The 18,826-nt window shown below is 65.5% G+C and carries 16 protein-coding genes; 9 read left to right on the forward strand and 7 right to left on the reverse strand.

All coding sequences use genetic code 11. The annotated features are described in order from the left end of the window. Positions 1–194 precede the first annotated feature (194 nt). The 4 genes from H7A87_RS18430 to H7A87_RS18445 form a co-directional block, all read right to left on the reverse strand. Positions 195–2,150, reverse strand: a complete 1,956-nt coding sequence (locus tag H7A87_RS18430) for a peptidoglycan-binding protein (RefSeq protein WP_119128066.1) — start codon at positions 2,148–2,150, stop codon at positions 195–197. Between the two features lie 130 nt (positions 2,151–2,280). Continuing rightward, the gene (locus H7A87_RS18435) at positions 2,281–3,063 is read right to left on the reverse strand and encodes a hypothetical protein (RefSeq protein ID WP_119128065.1); all 783 of its coding nucleotides are present in this window, start codon (positions 3,061–3,063) and stop codon (positions 2,281–2,283) included. A 397-nt stretch (positions 3,064–3,460) separates the two neighbouring features. After that, positions 3,461–4,366: a hypothetical protein gene (locus H7A87_RS18440; protein ID WP_119128063.1), complete on the reverse strand. Its 906-nt coding sequence runs from the start codon at positions 4,364–4,366 to the stop codon at positions 3,461–3,463. Positions 4,367–4,474: 108 nt separating this feature from the next. Beyond that, entirely contained in the window at positions 4,475–5,278 is an 804-nt protein-coding gene (locus H7A87_RS18445) for an N-acetylmuramoyl-L-alanine amidase (protein WP_119128332.1), read from the reverse strand. 310 nt (positions 5,279–5,588) lie between these two features. On the opposite strand from H7A87_RS18445, the gene H7A87_RS18450 reads away from it, so the two are divergent. From H7A87_RS18450 to H7A87_RS18480, 7 genes are all read left to right on the forward strand, one after another. Beyond that, positions 5,589–7,001 carry an SH3 domain-containing protein gene (locus H7A87_RS18450; protein WP_119128061.1) on the forward strand — a complete coding sequence of 471 codons (1,413 nt, stop codon included), beginning with the start codon at positions 5,589–5,591 and terminating at the stop codon, positions 6,999–7,001. After that, positions 6,998–8,095 (forward strand): dipeptide epimerase, encoded by a 1,098-nt coding sequence (locus H7A87_RS18455; RefSeq protein WP_119128059.1) that lies wholly within the window; start codon positions 6,998–7,000, stop codon positions 8,093–8,095. The genes H7A87_RS18450 and H7A87_RS18455 overlap by 4 nt, the downstream gene beginning before the upstream one ends. Before the next feature lie 400 nt (positions 8,096–8,495). Next, the gene (locus H7A87_RS18460) at positions 8,496–9,272 is read left to right on the forward strand and encodes a L,D-transpeptidase family protein (RefSeq protein ID WP_104650021.1); all 777 of its coding nucleotides are present in this window, start codon (positions 8,496–8,498) and stop codon (positions 9,270–9,272) included. After that, positions 9,269–10,576 carry an APC family permease gene (locus H7A87_RS18465; RefSeq protein ID WP_104650020.1) on the forward strand — a complete coding sequence of 436 codons (1,308 nt, stop codon included), beginning with the start codon at positions 9,269–9,271 and terminating at the stop codon, positions 10,574–10,576. Before H7A87_RS18460 ends, H7A87_RS18465 begins: the two co-directional genes overlap by 4 nt. An 88-nt stretch (positions 10,577–10,664) precedes the next feature. Continuing rightward, entirely contained in the window at positions 10,665–11,162 is a 498-nt protein-coding gene (locus H7A87_RS18470) for a hypothetical protein (protein ID WP_104584121.1), read from the forward strand. 187 nt (positions 11,163–11,349) lie between these two features. Beyond that, positions 11,350–11,682, forward strand: a complete 333-nt coding sequence (locus H7A87_RS18475; protein ID WP_104584122.1) for a hypothetical protein — start codon at positions 11,350–11,352, stop codon at positions 11,680–11,682. Between the two features lie 344 nt (positions 11,683–12,026). Next, a complete protein-coding gene (locus H7A87_RS18480) occupies positions 12,027–13,205 on the forward strand; it encodes a PQQ-dependent sugar dehydrogenase (protein WP_119128057.1) in 1,179 nt (392 codons plus the stop codon). 280 nt (positions 13,206–13,485) lie between these two features. Here the strand turns inward: H7A87_RS18480 and H7A87_RS18485 are convergent, their stop codons facing one another. The 3 genes from H7A87_RS18485 to tsaD all read right to left on the reverse strand — a co-directional run bounded on the left by H7A87_RS18485 (position 13,486) and on the right by tsaD (position 17,391). Further along, positions 13,486–15,657: a glycoside hydrolase family 3 N-terminal domain-containing protein gene (locus tag H7A87_RS18485; protein WP_119128056.1), complete on the reverse strand. Its 2,172-nt coding sequence runs from the start codon at positions 15,655–15,657 to the stop codon at positions 13,486–13,488. 230 nt (positions 15,658–15,887) lie between these two features. Beyond that, positions 15,888–16,244 (reverse strand): dihydroneopterin aldolase, encoded by a 357-nt coding sequence (folB, locus tag H7A87_RS18490; protein ID WP_024938857.1) that lies wholly within the window; start codon positions 16,242–16,244, stop codon positions 15,888–15,890. Between the two features lie 85 nt (positions 16,245–16,329). Further along, positions 16,330–17,391 (reverse strand): tRNA (adenosine(37)-N6)-threonylcarbamoyltransferase complex transferase subunit TsaD, encoded by a 1,062-nt coding sequence (gene tsaD, locus H7A87_RS18495; RefSeq protein WP_119128054.1) that lies wholly within the window; start codon positions 17,389–17,391, stop codon positions 16,330–16,332. A 279-nt stretch (positions 17,392–17,670) separates the two neighbouring features. On the opposite strand from tsaD, the gene rpsU reads away from it, so the two are divergent. Beyond that, positions 17,671–17,886 carry a 30S ribosomal protein S21 gene (gene rpsU / locus H7A87_RS18500; protein ID WP_002808376.1) on the forward strand — a complete coding sequence of 72 codons (216 nt, stop codon included), beginning with the start codon at positions 17,671–17,673 and terminating at the stop codon, positions 17,884–17,886. Positions 17,887–18,136: 250 nt separating this feature from the next. After that, positions 18,137–18,583, forward strand: coding sequence for a GatB/YqeY domain-containing protein (locus H7A87_RS18505; protein WP_119128052.1), 447 nt, complete (start codon positions 18,137–18,139; stop codon positions 18,581–18,583). The last annotated feature ends 243 nt before the right edge of the window (positions 18,584–18,826 follow it).

The following is an 18,826-nucleotide window of genomic DNA, read 5'->3' on the forward strand; positions in this document are numbered from 1 at the left end:
CCTGCACAGAAGCGCTCGAACAAGCAAAGCGTATGGGTCGCTTTACGAACAACGGCTCGGGACCGACATACAGGATTGCTGCACCAGCCATCAGCACGTCCACACGAGATTCAACCTCCTGCGTGATCGCCAGCCCGGTCGAATGCCGGGCTGGCGATCGCTATCTCACGGACTCGCAACCTGACTAGACGTACCTAGCGCGCAGGACCCGACTGCGTGTGGGTGGTCTGCGTGCGCTGCTGATCCTCCTGACTCTGCCGCTGCGTCTCCGCTGTGAGCTGTTGCTGGCTCTGCTCCAGCGGCACCAATGCGGCCTGCTGCTTGTCCACGTAGGCACGATTCACATCGAGCGGGTTGTTGGGATTGCGCTCCACCGCGATCAATCCCTTGCCATTGGTGCTAGGCACCAACTCGTCGATACGCGACATCCCACTGACCTTGGCTTCGAATGCGATTTGACCGGCGGCACGCTGCATTTCGTCCCGACTATTGAAGCCGCCATTCGACCCATGCTTCTGAAGATGGTCCATTGCCTGCTTGACCAAAGGATCTACTGGACGTTGCGCTTCGACAGCGGCAGAAGCGGGGAGCTTGGCCTCGCCGCTATTCCGAGTCTGGCCCTGTTGCTTGCCCAGCGCTTCGAGCGTGGCCTTGTCGGCAATACCGGTTGGATCCAGACCCTTCTCGCGCTGCAGGTTTGCCACCACTTCCTTGGTCTTGTCGCCGTAAAAGCCGGTGCCGGACAGCAACTTGCCACTGTTGTCCTTCATCCCAAGTTCGATCAGGGCCTGCTGCATTGCCTTTACATCCGCACCTTGCTCGCCCGGTCGCAACGATGTGCGCGTTTGATGGTCCTGATTCTGTGACTGTGTCTGTTGCCTGTCCTGTAGCAGGTCGCGCGCCTTGGCGAATGGATCGGATGCAAACAACCTGGCGCTCTGGTTGTCGGCCAGGTACTTGTCCAACGGCATGGTATTGACGCCCTTTGTGCCGCTGGACTGGCTGACCTGCAGCTCGCCACTCTTCGGGTCGCGCACCACCATCAGGATGTGGTCGATGCCCTTCCAGTGGTCATGCCCCGAATTCCGGCTGGCATCCACCCCGATGACCATGCCTTCCTTCAGCGCACCGGGCTTGAAGACGTCCTGGCCTTGTAGCAGCACGCCGGAATTATCAAACGCTTTCTTGACAATGCCGCCGGAGCCAGTCATTCCTTGCACCAGCATGTCCTGGCGGCCGAAGACATCGCGACCGGCCTTCTGATTGATCTCCCGCATCGTGGCGTTCTGCAACTCAGACACCCAGCCGGAGCAGTCGATGTAGCCCTGCTCCAGGTGCTTGCCGTCCACGCCGGGGTGGGAGAGCCTGTGGCCCTTGATATTGATCGCGTACTTCACATCGTCGTACTTGATGCCCATCTCATACGCGGCGGTGAGCTTGATTGCGTCTTGATTGTCCTGCCCGGCCGCTGCAGCCGGATGCGACTGCACGCGGGCCGGCGCAGCCGGCTGTTGGGACTGGCCCTCGGCAACCGGCTTGATGCCCTTTTCCGGGATGGCGATGTGGTCGAACTTGGTGTCCCAATACTTCAGAAAGGTCTTGGCCATGTCCTGATCGGACAGCTTCTTGAACTCGGCCAGCGAGCTGCCGGTGTAAGCCTCGAACTGTTTGGCACCCGCCGCATCCTTTTCGCGCGGCACGTTATTGATGATGTTCGCGCGCGTGTCTCCGCGTGCGAAGCTGCCGTTGGCAACCGCCTCCTGGATCGACCGATAACCAGCAGCACCCTGCTGGTGCGCCATGTACATATCCAGCCCGTCGGGCTGCGGCTTGCCGGACAGGTACGGACGATTGTCTTTGTCGTGTTGGCGGGTCAGCGACCTCGCATTGTCCTGATATAAACGCGCCGCGGCATCGGTATTGGCCACCGCATCCAGTTCGCGGCCGCTGATGCCGTAGGCCGCAGCGGTACCCGGAGTGAACTGGAACAGGCCCTTGGCGCTGTTCGGGCCACGGCTGGCCTGCTCGTCGAACCTGCCGCCAGTTTCGATATAGGCGAAACGCATGAAATCGTCGACCGGAATATGCCGTTCCCTGGCCTCACGCTCGATGATGTCGAGGTTCTCGGCCTTCGTGTAATCGCGTGCCATCTCGTGTTACTCCTTGAGGTTGATATACGGCGCTGGGCGCCGACAAGGTCAACCGAGCTCGTCCATGAGCTAATTAGTGTACGGTCAACAAGACTGTTCGGTGTTGCAGGTCGCGGGTTCTTGCTGTTCGCTAGACTGCTCTCGGCAGATACTGGCCACTCGCCTGGTCATGCACGTAGACCACCGCGTCGGATGCATCGAGCAAGCGCGCCCGGCCAGGGCCGGAAATGACGGTGCCCTGCAACGCCACCTGCACGGCAGGCATCCGCTCGCCGGGCACCGGCTGGAAGCTCAATGTGCCGATGCTGGAGACGTGCGGAACGATGCCTTCCTCGTCGCTGCTGACCTCGTTGTCTTCGCCGGCCGCAACCGTTCCACGGTAGATCCAGCCTTGGTAGTCGCCCAGGTCGTTCTTGTGCGGATCGAAGGTAAAGAGCGCAAAGCCGAAACTGGTGACGCCATTGTCGAAGTTGGAGGTCGGCAATGCCAATAGCAGGTGCCCGTTGTCCAGGATGTACTGCAGCGGCTTGCGCGTTTCGTCGACCGCGTCGGCGCGCTCGTAGCCGCCGAAACGCCCCACGTACTGTTGCGCGTGGAACAGCATCCATGGCCGCTCGTTGTCCGGCGCGGTCAACAGAAACGTGGCCTGGCTGATCGACACGCCTTCGCCCGGATCCGGAACGGTCTCGGCTTCGTCGTTGCCGTACTTGTTGGGCGTGGCATAGGCGAAACCGGTGTAGTAATGCTTGCCGCCTAGATCGAAATGCTGGCCATGCCAGAAACTGGCAACAGCGCCGTTATCGATCTCGTACGAAAGCGCGCCGTCCCCATCCATCCCATAAATCAGGTAGAGCACGCTGCCCGGATAGGGTGGTGCCACGGTCGTGACGGCTACTTGAGTGTCGTTGGACATGTGCAGAACATCCTGTAAGTGTTGAAGAGGCCGGAAACACAAGTGCAATCCCGACACACCATGCCGCGTTATCCGGAAAGCCGCCCTGCTACGCATCACGGACATGGCCCGCCCTACAGAGACGCAGCTGTCGCAGACGCGGCTTCGGACAGAAAACGGTGAATTGCGATCCGGCCCCAAGGCAGGGGCGGTGATGGCGATTCGCGCATGGCAAACCGCAAGCCGGCGATCCGCTCCGGCATTTCGGGCGAGTGCAGCATCCATTGCCGCTCGCGAATGACTCGCCTGATCATCAGGCCCCGTGGGCGAATCTATCCAGTTCCCGCACCCGAAACCAGCCGGCCCTGCCGGCCATTCCGCATCCCGCATGCCGTAATAGATCGGCACGCGAGAAGGCTCAGCGATCCAGCGGCGGTGTGTACTGGTGCTTGGCGGCGTCGTAGGTATAGGTGACCACGTCGGCGGCGCCGAGGCTGCGGACCTTACCGGGGCCGGCAATGGCGGTGCCACTCATGGCCACACGCAGAGTCGGCATCGACCCACCGCCGGGTTCGAAGCTCAGCGTGCCGGTGCTGGACGCGCACTTCATGTTGCCCTCATCGTCGCAGGCCGCGCTGTTGTCTTCGCCGGTGGCCACGGTGCCCAGATAAACCCAGCCCTTGTAGTCGCCCATGTCGTTCTTGTTCGGATCGAAGGAAAACAGCGCAAAACCCAAGCTGCTGACGCCATTGGCGAAGCGCGTGGTCGGCAGCGCCAGCAGCAGGTGGCCATCCTTGGTCTCGGTGCGCTGCGGCTTGCGCTTCTGGTCAAGCGTGTCGGCCTTCTCGTTGCCGCCGAAATCGCCGGCCCATTGCTGCGCATGGAACAGCACCCATGCCGGTTTGCCACCGGCATCGTCCAGCACATAGGTCGCCTGGCTGATGCTGACGCCGACGGCAGGGTCCGGAGAGTCCTCTTCCTCGGATTTGCTGTACTTGCCGGGGCCCGCGTTGGCGAAGCCGGTGTAGTACTGCTTGCCGCCAAGGTCGAAGCGGTAGCCGTACCAGAAGCTGGCCAAGGCGCCGTTGTCGATGGTGTACGACTCCGATCCGTCGCCCTTCATCCCATAGATATCGGCAAGCACATGCCCGGGCGCCGGCACCTCGGCGTCTACCGTGGCAGGACTCGCCGCCGCTGGCACAGCAGCAGGAGCGCTCTGCGAGGGCGGTGCCTGCACGTCTCCGGGCGTTGCGTCGGGTGTCTTGGTGCAGCCGCCGACCATCAGGATCGTGGCGGCCCACAGGGCGGTCTTTCCTAGCCTCATCACACGACGTCCTTCAAGGGTTGGGCGAGCGGATGCTACCAAGAATAGGGTCGGGATCCAGTACACGCAGCGCTCGTAAGGGCGACGGAAAATGATCACGCTGGATTGCTACGGCGCATCCGGTTCGATGGGCACCGACGGAAGCTGCAATTGCCGCAGCGCTGGCCCGGTCAACGCATGCAGGATGCGCACATCCTCGGCATCCAGCGTGCGGGCGTCGCTGCTGCGGTAGTGATGATGAAACGCCTGCAGGGTGGCGGCGGGATCGTCGAGGCTGTAGCCGAGCAAGGCGAGCGCCTGCCAGGGATCGAAACCTGCCGGCGCGGCGGGGGCATCGGCGGCAGGCCAGCGGCCGAAGCCGGCGTCGGCCAGGCGTTTCCACGGAAACAACGGGCCGGGGTCGTTCTTGCGGGTCGGGGCCACGTCTTCGTGGCCGACGATCTGGGTGCGCGGGATGCGCAGGCGGGTGCACAGGTCCTCCAGCAGCACCAGCAGGCTGTCGATCTGGGCGGGCGCGAACGGCTCGCTGCCGTCGTTGTCCAGCTCGATGCCGATCGAGGCGGAGTTGATGTCGGTGATGGTGCCCCAGCGCCCGGCACCGCCGTGCCAGGCGCGCTGGTCGTCGCTGACCAGTTGATAGCGTGTGCCATCTTCGCCAATCAGATAGTGCGCACTGACCCGACCGCCGCTATTGCGCCCGCGCAGCGTGCCCAGGCTCTGCGGCACCGACTGCTGGTCGGTGAAGTGCAGCACGATCAGGATCGGCCGCCGTGCGTCGTAATTGGGCGAAGGCACCCACCGGGCCAGCGGATTGCGCTGCGGCGCGTGCGCACACGCGCCCAATGACAGCACCACCAGACACAGCGCGGCGCGTAGCCACGACGATGGCGATGGCGTGGAAGCAGATGACATCGGATTCTCCTGGCGAAACGACAAGGGCCTGCGCTGTACCTGCGCCCCGATGGGCCGCGCATGCGAGGCGCCCATTATCTGCCGGCGGGCGATGGCGTGCGTCACGCCGCTGCGGCAGGCGACAGGCAGGCGGCTGCGCGGGCACCTCCGAACCCGGCCAGCGCCCCGCACCATGCAAGCCGCGCCAGGGATACGTGTGCATGCGTACACTACAAACCGGCGCAGCCCTCGCACCTCCACACGGCGCTTGCGGCCGTGGTTCCTTGCATAGATTTCTCGCCAGTCGCTGCACCCCTCAAGAGTCTTCTTCATGCCATTGTCGCGCTGCCTGCTGACGTTGTTGCTGCTGGTCATCGGCCTGCCCTGCGGTGCCGCTGCGGCAAACCCTGCCACCCCAACGCCGCACACCGCGCCATTTGCGGCCAGCGATGCGCAGTTGGGGGCCGACTACTGGATCCAGCGCAGTCGCAACGCGCAGACGCTGCGCATGACGGCCGCGCAGATTGCCAGCCTCAATGCGCGCTTGCTGCGCGACGATGGCTCCATGCACGACCTGTCGCAGCTGGCCGAGGTGCTACCCGCGGCCGAGGTGCGCGCGCGCATCGAAGCACGGTCGGCCACACCGACGCGTGCGCTCTACGACAGCAATGGGCGCAGCATCGATGCCTCGCACCTTGCGACGCTGCGCCAGGCCCTGGCACTGGAGGCGCTGCCCGCACAGGTCGCGCCACGGTTCGCACTGGTGGTGCAGCGCGCGGCACTGCGCACCTTCCCCACCGCGCAGCGCGTGTTCAGCACCACCGACGACCACGATATCGACCGCTTCCAGGAATCGGCGCTCTACCCCGGCACGCCGGTGGCAGTGCTGCATACCAGCGCCGATGGTGCATGGCACTTCGTGCTGGCGGCCAACTATGCGGCCTGGATTGCTGCCGACCGGATTGCCCTGGGCACGCGTCGCGAGGTGCTGGGCTACGCACGCCGCCGCCCGCAGCTGCTGGTCACCGGCGCACGCGTGCAGAGCGCCTACACCCCGGACGTGCCGGCCGTCTCCGCACTGACGCTGGACATGGGCACCAGCGTGCCGCTGCTCGGCGACTGGCCGCCGCAACAGCCGGTCAACGGGCAGCTGCCGCAGGCTGCCTACGTCGTGCAGTTGCCGCTGCGCGGCAGCGACGGGCGTTTGCAGCTGGTGCCGGCACTGATTCCGCGCGGCGCCGACGTGCGCCTTGGCCCGCTGCCGGCCACGCCTGCGGCATTGCTGCAGCAGGCGTTCAAGTTCCTCGGCGAACGCTATGGCTGGGGCAACGACTACGATGCGCGCGACTGCAGTGGGTTCGTGCTGGATGTGTATCGCAGCCTGGGCATCGCATTGCCACGCAATACCGGCGACCAGGCACGCAGTCCGGCACTGCTCGGCGTTCCGTTCCAGACGCAGGCGCCACTGCCGCAGCGCCTGCAGCAACTTGCACGGCTGCAGGTCGGCGATCTGATCTATATCCCCGGTCATGTGATGCTGGTGATCGGACACGAGCACGGCGCACCATGGGTGATCCATGATGTGGCCGGTGCCCATTACCGCGACGCGGCCGGCAGCGTGCAGCGCTCGCGCTTGAACGGCGTGTCGGTGACGCCGCTGCTGCCCTTGCTCGCCAGCGACGGCACGCCGTTCGTCGATCACATCACCCGCATCCAACGCATCGCACCGATTGGCTCCCCATGAAGATCACCGGCTTTCGCCTCGGCATGCTGCGCGTGCCATTGAAGACCCCGTTCAAGACAGCGGTCCGCACCGTGCAGGCGATCGAGGACGTGGTGGTGCTGCTGCAGACCGATAGCGGCCATATCGGCTATGGCGCCGCGCCGGCCACCGCGCCGATCACCGGCGATACGCACGGCGCCATCATCGCCGCCATCAGCCATTGCATCGGCCCGGCGTTGATCGGCCAGGACGTGGCCGATCTCAACCGGCTATGCGTGCTGGTGCAACACGCGCTGGAGCGCAACACCAGCGCCAAGGCGGCGGTGGAGATCGCGCTCTACGACCTGTGGGCGCAGGGCTTCGGCACCCCGCTCTACCAGGCGCTTGGCGGCGGCACGCCGCGCATCACCACCGACATCACCATCAGCGTCGATACCATCGAGGTGATGGTGGCGCAGGCGCACTCGGCGCTCGCACGCGGCTATCGGTCGCTGAAGATCAAGGTCGGCAAGGACAGCGACTCGGACGTCGAACGGATCATGGCGATGCATGCCGCTGTCGCTGGTCGCGCATCGCTGCGCCTGGATGCCAACCAGGGCTGGACGCCCAAACAGGCGGTGCGCACCATGCGCACGCTGGAACACGCCGGCGTCGTGATGGAACTGGTGGAACAGCCGGTCAGGGCCGCGGACATCGACGGGCTGGCGTTTGTCAGCGCACGGATCGACACGCCGGTGATGGCCGACGAAAGCGTGTTCTCGCCGGTCCAGGTGATCGACCTCATCCAGCGCCGCGCCGCCGATATCGTCAACATCAAGCTGATGAAGACCGGCGGGCTATCCAATGCGATCCGCATTGCCGATATCGCGGCCGTGTACGGCGTGCCGTGCATGATCGGCTGCATGATCGAATCCAGCATCAGCGTGGCCGCGGCAGTGCATCTGGCCGTGGCCAAGGCCGACAGCATCACCCTGGCGGATCTGGATGCGCCTGCACTCGGGCAGTTCGATCCCACCGAGGGCGGCGTGCATTTCGACGATGCCCGGATCCATATCGACGACTCGCCAGGCCTGGGGATCCGCCGCATCCGCGGGCTGGAGCTGTTGCCGGGCTAACGCGCCATTGGATATTTCCAAGCCGCGTCGGTCGGTCGGTCGAGCGCGCGGTGCCCTCGCCGTTTGCGGGACCGTGTGGCGGCATGGATGCCGCCAACGAGCCTCCACGGACGGATTCACGGCGTGTCCTGCGAGCGGCGAGGGCACCGCACCAGAGAGTTCGTCGGTTGCCCTACTGAAACCATGCATACCCGCACTCTCCAATGGTCTCAGCCGCTCCAAGGCCCGCCAGGCACGCACACGAACATCGCGCATGCATGCACTACACAGCTGCGTTGCTGGGTACAGTAGCGATAAGGTGTTGGTCAGCAATGCAGTGTCGAGGCACCGCACTGTCGCCGCCAACAGCCGATCGACTCAACGCAGCTCACCCTGCCAGACCCATTCCCCCGGAGCCTGCATGCGCCTTGCCACCGTGTTTCGATCCGTTGCGCTGCTGGCGCTGGCAAGCTGCAGCAGCCTTGCCGTCGCTGCCGGCCCAATCGACGCCTTGAATCAGGCGCGCGCACTGGTCGTGGTGACCACGCCGGATTGGGACAGCACCCAGGCACGCCTGCAGACATTCGCCCGTGTGGACGGTCACTGGCAACCGGCCGCACCGGGCTTTACGGTCGCGCTCGGGCGCCACGGCAGCGCCTGGGGCGATGGCCTGCATCCAAAGCAGACGCAAGGCCCGCAGAAGCGCGAAGGCGACGGCCGCAGCCCGGCCGGTGTGTTCGCGATCGGCCCGGCCTTCGGTTACGCCCAACAGATCGACAGCGCCATGCCGTACCAGGCGATGAGCGCCACCCACTACTGCATGGATGTGCCGAGCTCGCCGCTGTACAACCGTATCGTCGACGCCGCGCAGGTTGGGGAGGCCGCAGTGGCCGGGTCGAGCGAACCGATGCGCCTGGACCTGCAACATCCCGGCGATGCGCGCTACAGCGAGGGCTTTGTGATCGCGCACAATCCCGATGCGGTGCCCGGGCACGGCAGCTGCATCTTCGCGCATCTATGGCGCACGCCGGGCCAGTTCACCGCCGGCTGCACTGCGATGGCGCCAGCCGATATGCAACGCCTGCTGGCCTGGTTGAAGCCCGACGACACACCGCTGTTCGTGCTGTTGCCGCGTGCCGAATACGCACGCCTGCAGGCCCAGTGGCAGTTGCCCGAGTTGAAGGAGGTGGGCCGATGAGCAGCGCGGCTCCCGCACCCGACCCCACTGGCCTGGTCCGCGTGGTCAGCCGCTGGCAGATCGTCGGCTTGTCCATCAACGATGTCATCGGCAGCGGCATCTACCTGCTGCCGGCGGCCACCGCTGCGCTGCTCGGGCCGATGAGCCTGTGGGCAGTGCTGCTGGCCGGTCTGGCAGTGGCACTGCTGGTGTTGTGCTACGCGCAGGCGGCGAGCTATTTCGACACCCCGGGCGGCAGTTATCTGTACACGCGTGAGGCGTTCGGCCCGTTTGTCGGCTTTCAGATCGGCTGGATGATCTGGCTCACCCGCATCAGTTCGGCAGCGGCATTGAGCAACGGCCTGGCTGACGCGGTCGCGCGGTTCTGGCCGACCGTGGCAACCGATCACTGGGCGCGCCTGCTGGTGGTCGTCGGTTCTTTGGGTGTGCTCACCGCCATCAACGTGATCGGGGTGAAATCGGCTGCGCGTACCGGCATTGCGCTGGTGATCGGCAAGCTGGTGCCGTTGCTGCTGTTCGTGGCAATCGGCGTGTTCTACGTGGACTGGTCGTGGGCCTTTGCCGGCACCACACCGGACCTGCGCGATCTGGGCAATCTCGGCGAAGCGGCCTTGCTGCTGCTGTTCGCCTATGCCGGCTTCGAAAACATCCCTGCGGCCGCTGGCGAATACCGCAACCCGCGTCGCGATGTGCCATTTGCGCTGATCACCATGATCGTCACCGTCACCTTGATCTATGCGGCGGTCCAGGTCGTGGCACAGGGCACGCTGCCCAATCTCGCCGCCTCGCCCACGCCCCTGGCCGATGCCGCAAGCCGTTTCGGCGGCGAAGCGCTGGCACTGATCCTCACTGTCGGCGCCACCATTTCCATCCTCGGCACCACCAGCAACACGGTCATGCTCGGGCCGCGTTTTCTGTTCGCGCTGGCGCAAGACGGCTACGGCCCGGCATTTCTGGCACGTGTGCATCCGCGCTTCCACACCCCGGCAGCGGCGGTGCTGACCCAGGGCGTGCTGTCGCTGGCGCTGGCGGTGTCGGGCTCGTTCACGCAGCTGGCATTGCTGTCGATGGTCACCCGGCTGTTTGCCTATATCGGCACGGCCGCGGCAGTGATCGTGCTGGCGCGTCGCTACCGGCAACGCACCGACACCTTGCGCCTGCCCGGCGGGCCGGCCATTCCCATCGCCGCGCTGCTGCTGTCGCTGGGCCTGCTCGCCAGCGCCAGCTGGCAGAACCTGGCGGCCGCCGGTGTGGCGCTGCTGGTGGGCTGGGTGATTTACCTGTTCCCGCGCAAGCCTGCATAGCCACTTTCGCAGGACGCTCGCGCAACGCTCACGTACGACTAACCGCGCGCGTCCAACGCTGCAGCCCTGACCTGCATGGGAGCTTGCGATGAAACTGCGCCGTGTCTACAGCACGCCCGATATCGAGAGTGCGCAACGCGTCATGCAGGCCGCACGCAGCGCCGGCATCGACAACGATGCGCTGTCGTTGATCGCCCGTTCGGATATCGAACTCGAAGGCATTCCCGACGAGCGCAAGGATGCCAAGACGGATTTTCTCCCCGCCGCAGCGCGCGGCGCCGCGACCGGTGGCGCTGCGGGCCTGGTGGCCGGGCTGGTCGCGATCGCCGTGCCTCCGATCGGGCTCACCATTGCCGGGGCAGGCGTCATGGCGCTGGCAGGGGCTCTGGTCGGCACCTGGTCATCTGCGTTGATCGGCGCCACCGTGCCCGACCCGGTACGCCGTCAATTCGAGGACGAAATCCAGGCAGGGCGCGTGCTGGTGATCATCGATGCCGACGAGCCATCGCTGCAGCACGCAGAGGCCAGCCTCAATGCCGCCGGCGCCACGCCGCTGCCGTATGAGGCCGCATCGGCTGCGACGTGATGCGTGTGGACGCACTGGTAGCCTTGTATGCGCCGCGTGCGGCATCGACGACGCGGCGCGCCATACAGCGCGGCCGGCAAGCGGTTGTCAGACGTCGACATGTCTTGATGCCCTCCTCACCCGCCATGGCAACGGATTTAACACCCGCCCGCCTAGGTTAGGGCGCACATTCACTACGGAGACGAGCATGAACGTGCCGTATCAGATTCCAGGCCGTGCGCCGGACGAAGACCGCAGCCAGAACGTATCCAACTATTGGCGCGAACGCTTCACCGAAGAATCGTATTACACCGAAGGGGACCGCTACGAGGATTACGAGGGCGCCTACCTTGCCGGGCACGAGGCGCGTATCCGCGAAAACGCGCGTGCCTACGACCAGGTGGAAGCGGAGTTGCACCGCGACTGGGAAGCCAACCGCGGCACCGATGGCCTGAGTTGGAGCAAGGCGCGTCACGCAGTCAAGCGCGCCTGGGAAAATGCGGCAGACTTCGTCGCCGGCGACAACAAGTCCAAGCCCTGAACACAACAACGCCACCGTCGAGGTGGCGTTGTTGTATCACCAGCTCGCGCAGCAGTGTCGGCGGATGCCTTTCCAATGCTGGCGGTACGGTGCGATGCATCGTCGGTCCCACCGCATCGGGCCTGTCCTTTCGCACGCGATCGCACCGGACGGGCTGCCCTAATGCGATGCAGCCACCGAAACTCGCTTCATGGTGAAACAACGATTCGGGATAAGCGCGTTCCGCAGAGAGTGATCTACGACAAGGGCGGCCCCGACGGCGTCGTGTAAGGTGTTGAAAACCCAACGCAGGACACGTTGCGGGAGGGCTGCAACGTCACTGCGCCCATCCCCTGGAGGACCTCATGTCTGTCCGACGTCTGCTTGCCCTGGCCTGCTCGGCCAGCTTGTTTACCACCACTGCTGCATGTGCTGCGCCTGCCATCGCGCCGGCTGCCGCCATTCCCAAGGCGCAGTGGCCGTTCCAGGCCACCACCGTTGCCGATTTTGACGAGCCCTGGGCGATGACCTTCCTGCCGGATGGCAGCCTGCTGGTCAGCGAAAAACGCGGTGCGCTGATGCGGCTTGACCTCAAGACCAAACGCAAGAGCGCCATTACCGGCATTCCGGCAGTGGCCTACGGCGGCCAGGGCGGCTTCGGCGATGTACTGGCGCATCCGCGCTTTGCCAAGAATGGCCTGGTCTATGTCAGCTACGCCGAACCCGGGCAGGGCGATACGCGCGGCGCTGCGGTGGCAAGGGCCAAGCTCACGCTGGATGGCACCGGCGGCGGCACGCTGTCGGATTTGAAGGTGATCTGGCGCCAGGATCCCAAGGTCACCGGCAACGGTCACTTCGGGCATCGGCTGGCCTTCGGCCCGGATGGCAAGCTGTGGATCAGCTCCAGCGAGCGCCAGAAGTTCACCCCGGCCCAGGACATGCAAGCCAATCTCGGCAAGCTGATCCGTCTCAATGATGACGGCAGCGTGCCGGCCGACAACCCGTTCGCTGCACAGGGCGGCGTTGCCGCGCAGGTGTGGTCGCTGGGTCACCGCAATATTCTCGGCCTGGCCTTCGACGGCAAGGGGCGCCTGTGGGAACACGAAATGGGTCCGCTTGGCGGCGATGAGCTGAACCTGATCCAGCGCGGCGCCAACTACGGTTACCCGGTCGTCTCCAACGGAGACAACTACGACGGCACCCCGATCCCGGACCACAATACCCGCCCGGAATTTGCCGCGCCCAAGATCAGCTGGACTCCGGTGATCTCGCCGGCCGGCTTTGTGATCTACAGCGGCAAGCAGTTTTCTGCATGGCGCGGCAACGGCTTCATCGGCGGCTTGTCGTCGATGGCGCTAGTGCAGGTGTCCCTTGGCGATCAGCCGCGTGAGCTGGCCCGCTACGACATGGGCGCGCGCATTCGCGAAGTGGAACAGGGTCCGGACGGCGCGCTGTGGTTGCTGGAAGACGAAGCCAGCGGCAGCACCGGGCGCCTGCTCAAGCTGACGCCCAAGAGCAAGGCGGCGGTCGAGAACGACGCGTAATTGCGCGGAAGTGCGTCCAGGGGATCGTGCCACCGCCACACGTCAACCGCGTGCTGGCGGTGGCCACGATTTTCGCGGCCAAGCCACGTTCGATCCGGTGCGGTGCATGGCGCGGCACACGCAGAATTCACGCACCGTGGCAACACCGATCAGTCACGCGCCTGCGTCACCCGTCACCCGATGACGGCGCGCCCTTCGGCCACGTCCGTCATCGTTTATCTGGTGCAATAGCCGCACGCGCTGCTTACTACGCAAGCGCGCGCACCACGCCCGGGTGTGCTCAGGCGTCCAGCAACTCGAATGTCACTGCCTCGCCACTCTTGGCCGATGCGCACACCCATACATCGAACACCCCCGGCTCGGCACCAAACACGTTCCTGTGATTGGTGAAGGCCAGCGCATCGCGCGCCAGGGTGAAGGTCACGTCCGCGCTTTCGCCGGGCTGCAACAACACCTTGCGGAAGCCCTTGAGTTCCCGCACCGGGCGCACCCGGCTGGCCACCCGATCGTGCACATACAGCTGCACCACTTCCTCGCCGGCCACGCGGCCGGTGTTGGTGACGCGCGTGGTGATGGTCAGCGTCTGGTCCCAGCCAAGCTGCGCGCTGCTCAATTGCGGCTGCGCATAGGCAAAGGTGGTGTAACTCAGGCCATGGCCAAACGGATACAGCGGCTCGTTGGGCATCTCGCGCCAGCGCGCCTTGTACTCGGACAGCGTCGGCAGTTCCGGGCGACCGGTGCGCAGATGGTTGTAGAAATACGGCTGTTGCCCGGTCACCTGCGGAAAACTGATCGGCAGACGCGCGGACGGGTTGTAGTCGCCGAACAACACATCGGCCACGCCGGTACCGGTCTGCGTGCCCAGGTACCAGGTCACTGCAATCGCATCGGCATCGCGCACTGCACCGCTCAGGGCCAGCGCGCGGCCATTGCGCAGCAACACCACCATCGGCGTGCCGGTGGCGGCGATGGCTTCGGCCAATGCCTGCTGCGCCGGCGGCAACACGATCTCGGTGCGCGACTGCGCCTCGCCACTGAACCGCTGCGGCTCGCCCAGCGCCAGCACCACCACGTCGGCGGCCTGCGCCGCATCGATGGCGGCGGAAATACCGTCCGGCAGCGCCTCTTCCAGGCCGCAGCCCGGCACCACCGTCAGATGCTCGCTGCCGACCACCGCACGCACGCCCTGCTCCAGGGTCACGTAGCGGTCCTTGTCGCCGAACAGCGTCCAGCAACCCTCGATATTCTCGCGGTCCTGCACGAACGGCCCGATCAGCGCGATGCGCTGGCCGCTTTTCTTCAGCGGCAACAGGTCGCCGTCGTTCTTCAGCAACACGATCGAACGCCGCGCCGCATCGCGCGACAGCGCATCGTGCGCGGGCAGATGCGTGGTATCGGCTTCGCGTGCCGGATCCAGCGAGCGGTACGGGTTGTCGAACAGCCCGATCGCTTCCTTCAGCTGCAGCATGCGGCGGACGCTGGCATCCAGCGTGGCCATCGGCACCTCGCCACTTTCCACCAGCGACGGCAGGTGCGCGGCATAGAAACCGCTCTGCATGCTCAGATCCAGGCCGGCCAGGAACGCCTTCTTGGTCGCATCGCGCTCATCGGCCGCATAGCCGTGCGCAATCAGTTCCATGTCGGCGGTGTAATCGGAAATCACCACGCCGGGGAACTGCCATTCACCGCGCAGGATCTCGGTCAGCAATTCGTGGTTGGCGCTGGCCGGCACGCCGTTGATGTCGTTGAACGAGGACATCACGGTCAATGCGCCGGCATCGAAGGCGGCCTTGAACGGCGGCAGGTGCACATCGCGCAGGGTCTGCGGTGCGATGTCCACGGTGTTGTATTCCATGCCCGCCGCCACCGCACCGTAGGCGGCGAAGTGCTTGGGCGTGGCCAGCAGGCAGTCGTCGGCCTTCAGATCGCTGCCCTGGAAGCCGCGCACGCGGGCGGCGGCAAACGCCGCGCCCAGCACCACGTCTTCGCCGGCGCCTTCCGCGCCACGGCCCCAGCGCTGGTCGCGCGCGATGTCCACGGCCGGTGCGTAGGTCCAGTGCAGGCCGGCGGCGGTCGCTTCGATCGCGGTGGCGCGCGCGGTGCGCTCGGCCAGTTCGGGTTCGAAGCTGGCCGCTTCGCCCAGCGGAATCGGGAACACCGTGCGCATGCCGTGGATCACATCCGCCGCCAGGATCACCGGGATGCCCAGGCGGCTTTCTTCCACCGCCACCTTCTGGATCTGTGCGCCCAGCGCAGCGCCGACGCCGTTGAACAGCGAGCCGACCCGACCCGCGCGCACCTGCTGCAGCACCTCGTCGGCGTTGAGCACGTTGGCTTCGGGATTCACGTCCGGTGCGAACGGCCGCACCATGTCGGCGAACACACCCAACTGTCCGACCTTCTCTTCGACGGTCATCTGGGCAATCAGGGTTTCGATACGATCAGCAGCCATGAGATCCTTGAGAAAACGTTTACATGGCCGTCAATTCTAGCCTGACGCGACCGCGAGGGGGCAAGTGTCAGGATTTGGAATGCGGGATCCGGGATTTGCAGGGGCCGGTTGAACCGCGCGTTGGCGCTGTGGATCGGTCGCGTGGTCGTGGACCGCTGGTCCGGTGCCGGGTGGATCTCCGGGGCTCGGCATGGCTCGAAGGCGCCGCCCGATGCAGCACTCGGTGGCCGTCAGCGGGCCCGCTCGCGCTCGATGATCACCCCCACCGCCTGCGCGCCGCGCACCGCACCGGGCTTGCTCAGCTTCAACCGCAGCCAGTGCACGCCGAATTCGTCCAGCACGATCGCCGCGCAGCGCTCGGCCAGGGTCTCGACCAGCCCGAAGTCCGATGCCTGCACGAATTCGATCAGCCGCTTGCTCACCGCCTTGTAGTTCAAGGTATCGGCGATATCGTCGCTGGCGGCCGGAATGCGGTTGTCGAACCCCATTTCCAGATCGAACCGCAGCGTCTGGCGGATGCGCCGCTCCCAGTCGTAGATGCCGATCAGCGCATCGATTTCCAGGCCTTCGATAAAAACTTTGTCCATAGGTGGGGAATCGGGAATGGGGATTAGGGAATGGTGAGAAGCACAAGCAACAACAAGGCAGCGCGAACGGAATCGAAATAGCGCTCTACGATTCCCTATTCCCGATTCCCGATTCCCCCGCCGCCAGCGGCGGCAAGCCAGCCATATCCCAACGCGGCGTCACATGCACCGCCGCGTCGGCGCGCTCGCCGGCCTCCAGCCGCAGCGCGCCGGCGAAGGCGATCATCGCGCCGTTGTCGGTGCACAGGGCCGGCCGCGGGAAGCACACCCGGCCACCGCGCCGCTGCGCCGCCTCCTGCAGGCGTGCACGCAGGCGCTTGTTGGCGCCGACGCCACCGGCCACCACCAGGGTGTTGCAATCGGCCGCATCCAGCGCGCGCAGGCATTTGATCGCCAGCGTCTCCACCACCGCATCCTCGAACCCGCGCGCGATGTCCGCCCGCGTGGTGTCGGACTGGTCGCTGCCGCGCCAGGCCAGCAGCACCTGGGTCTTGAGCCCGCTGAAACTGAAATCCAGCCCGGGCCGGTCGGTCATCGGCCGGGCGAATTTGTAGCGCCCCGGGGTGCCGGTTTCGGCCAGGGCGGCCAGCTGCGGACCGCCCGGATACGGCAGGCCCATCATCTTGGCAGTCTTGTCGAAGGCCTCGCCGGCCGCATCGTCCAGCGTCTCGCCAAGCACGGCGTACTGGCCCAGGGCCTTCACCGACACCAGCTGGGTGTGCCCGCCGGAGACCAGCAGCGCCACGAACGGCGGCTGCGGCGGGTCGTCTTCCATCAATGGCGCCAGCAGATGGCCTTCCATGTGATGCACGCCGATCGCCGGCACATCCAGCGCCCAGGCCAGCGATCGCGCCACGCCGGCACCGACAAGGAGTGCGCCGACCAGGCCCGGGCCGGCGGTATAGGCCACCCCATCGAGTTCATCGATCCCCAGTCCGGCCTCGTCCAGGGTCTGGCGGATCAGCGGCAGCAGCTTGCGCACATGGTCGCGACTGGCCAGCTCCGGCACCACCCCGCCGTATTCGGCATGCAGCGCGATCTGGCTGTAGACCGCGTGGGCGCGCAGCGCCGGCACCCCGGACAGCGCGGTGTCGTAGACCGCCACACCGGTCTCATCGCATGATGATTCGATCCCAAGAACTTTCACGGCAACTCGGCAGGCAGGCACATGCGGCCTATTTTCGCAGCTTTTGCCCTGCGCAGATCGGCCAGGGGCGATCTGCTGCGCAGCCGGGCGATCGCCACCGATCCCGCGCCAGCGCAGGGTTTAGCAGGCCTGCACGCGCCCATGCTGCAGGGGGCTTGCAGGCCGCCTGCAAGTCGTTATAATGCGCGGCTCGCCGGGGCAACCCGGAAATTCCGTCACGCGAGTCCGCTCGCACCCGCCCGGGGCTCCCGGACGGAAATCCCATTATCTGGAGAACCCATGCCCAGCGTTAAAGTCCGCGAGAACGAGCCCTTCGAATTTGCGCTCCGCCGTTTCAAGCGCACCTGCGAAAAGGCCGGCGTGCTGGCCGAAACCCGCAAGCGCGAGTTCTATGAAAAGCCGACCCAGGAGCGCAAGCGCAAGGCTGCCGCTGCTGTGAAGCGTCAGTTGCGTCGTTCCTCGCGCGACGTCACCAAGCGCCAGCGCTTGTACTGATCGAACGCGGTTCCCTGCCGAGGGGCATGCGCTGAAGGCGCGGCCCACCGGGTGGAACCCAAGAGCCGGCACGCGCAAGCGTCGCCGGCTTTTTGTATTGGTCCGATGCCAGGCGAGCGCTGCACAACTGCAAAGACGACCGGCAGTGCCCGCGGTCGTCCGCGCCGCTCAGGCCCCACTTCCTGCCGATGCACTGCGCCTGTCATGGCGCATCGGCACATCTGTCACACGCACTCCCAGGAGTTACACCATGCCCCTCAAGCAACAGCTCACCGATGACATGAAAGCCGCCATGAAGTCCGGCGACAAGCACAGCCTGGGCGTGATCCGGCTGATCAATGCCGCGATCAAGCAGAAGGAAGTGGATGAGCGCATCGAGATGGACGATGCCGCCGTGATCGCCGTGCTCGACAAGATGGTCAAGCAGCGCAAGGACTCGGTCACCCAGTACGAAGCCGCCGCACGCGACGACCTGGCGCAGATCGAGCGCGAGGAGATCGTGGTGATCGAGCGCTACCTGCCGGCCAAGATGGGCGAAGCCGAGATCGTCGCTGCCATCCAGGCAGCCATCGCGCAGACCGGTGCCAGCAGCCCGGCCGATATCGGCAAGTTGATGGGCGCGCTCAAGCCCAAGCTGGCCGGTCAGGCCGACATGGGCCTGGTCTCCACGCTGGTCAAGCAGCATCTGGCAGGCTGAGTCTTCGCCTGCGCAGCGCCCTGTGCCCGATGGCCAGGGCACCGCAACCAGCCGCCTGCGTGCGGCTGGCTGCAGCGCCGTTTCAACGGCAGCACACGCGCAACATCCAGCGCCCGCTTTCACCCGATCTTTGAACACGCCCTGTTAGAACACCTTCGCCAGCACAGGCCCGGGTGAAGCATTCCGCATGCCGGCTTCGCCTCACGACGCCTGCGCACACAACGGTATGCCCAAGGATTCCCA

The sequence above is a fragment of the Xanthomonas sp. CPBF 426 genome (genome assembly GCF_903989465.1).
GTDB classification, from domain to species: domain Bacteria; phylum Pseudomonadota; class Gammaproteobacteria; order Xanthomonadales; family Xanthomonadaceae; genus Xanthomonas; species Xanthomonas euroxanthea.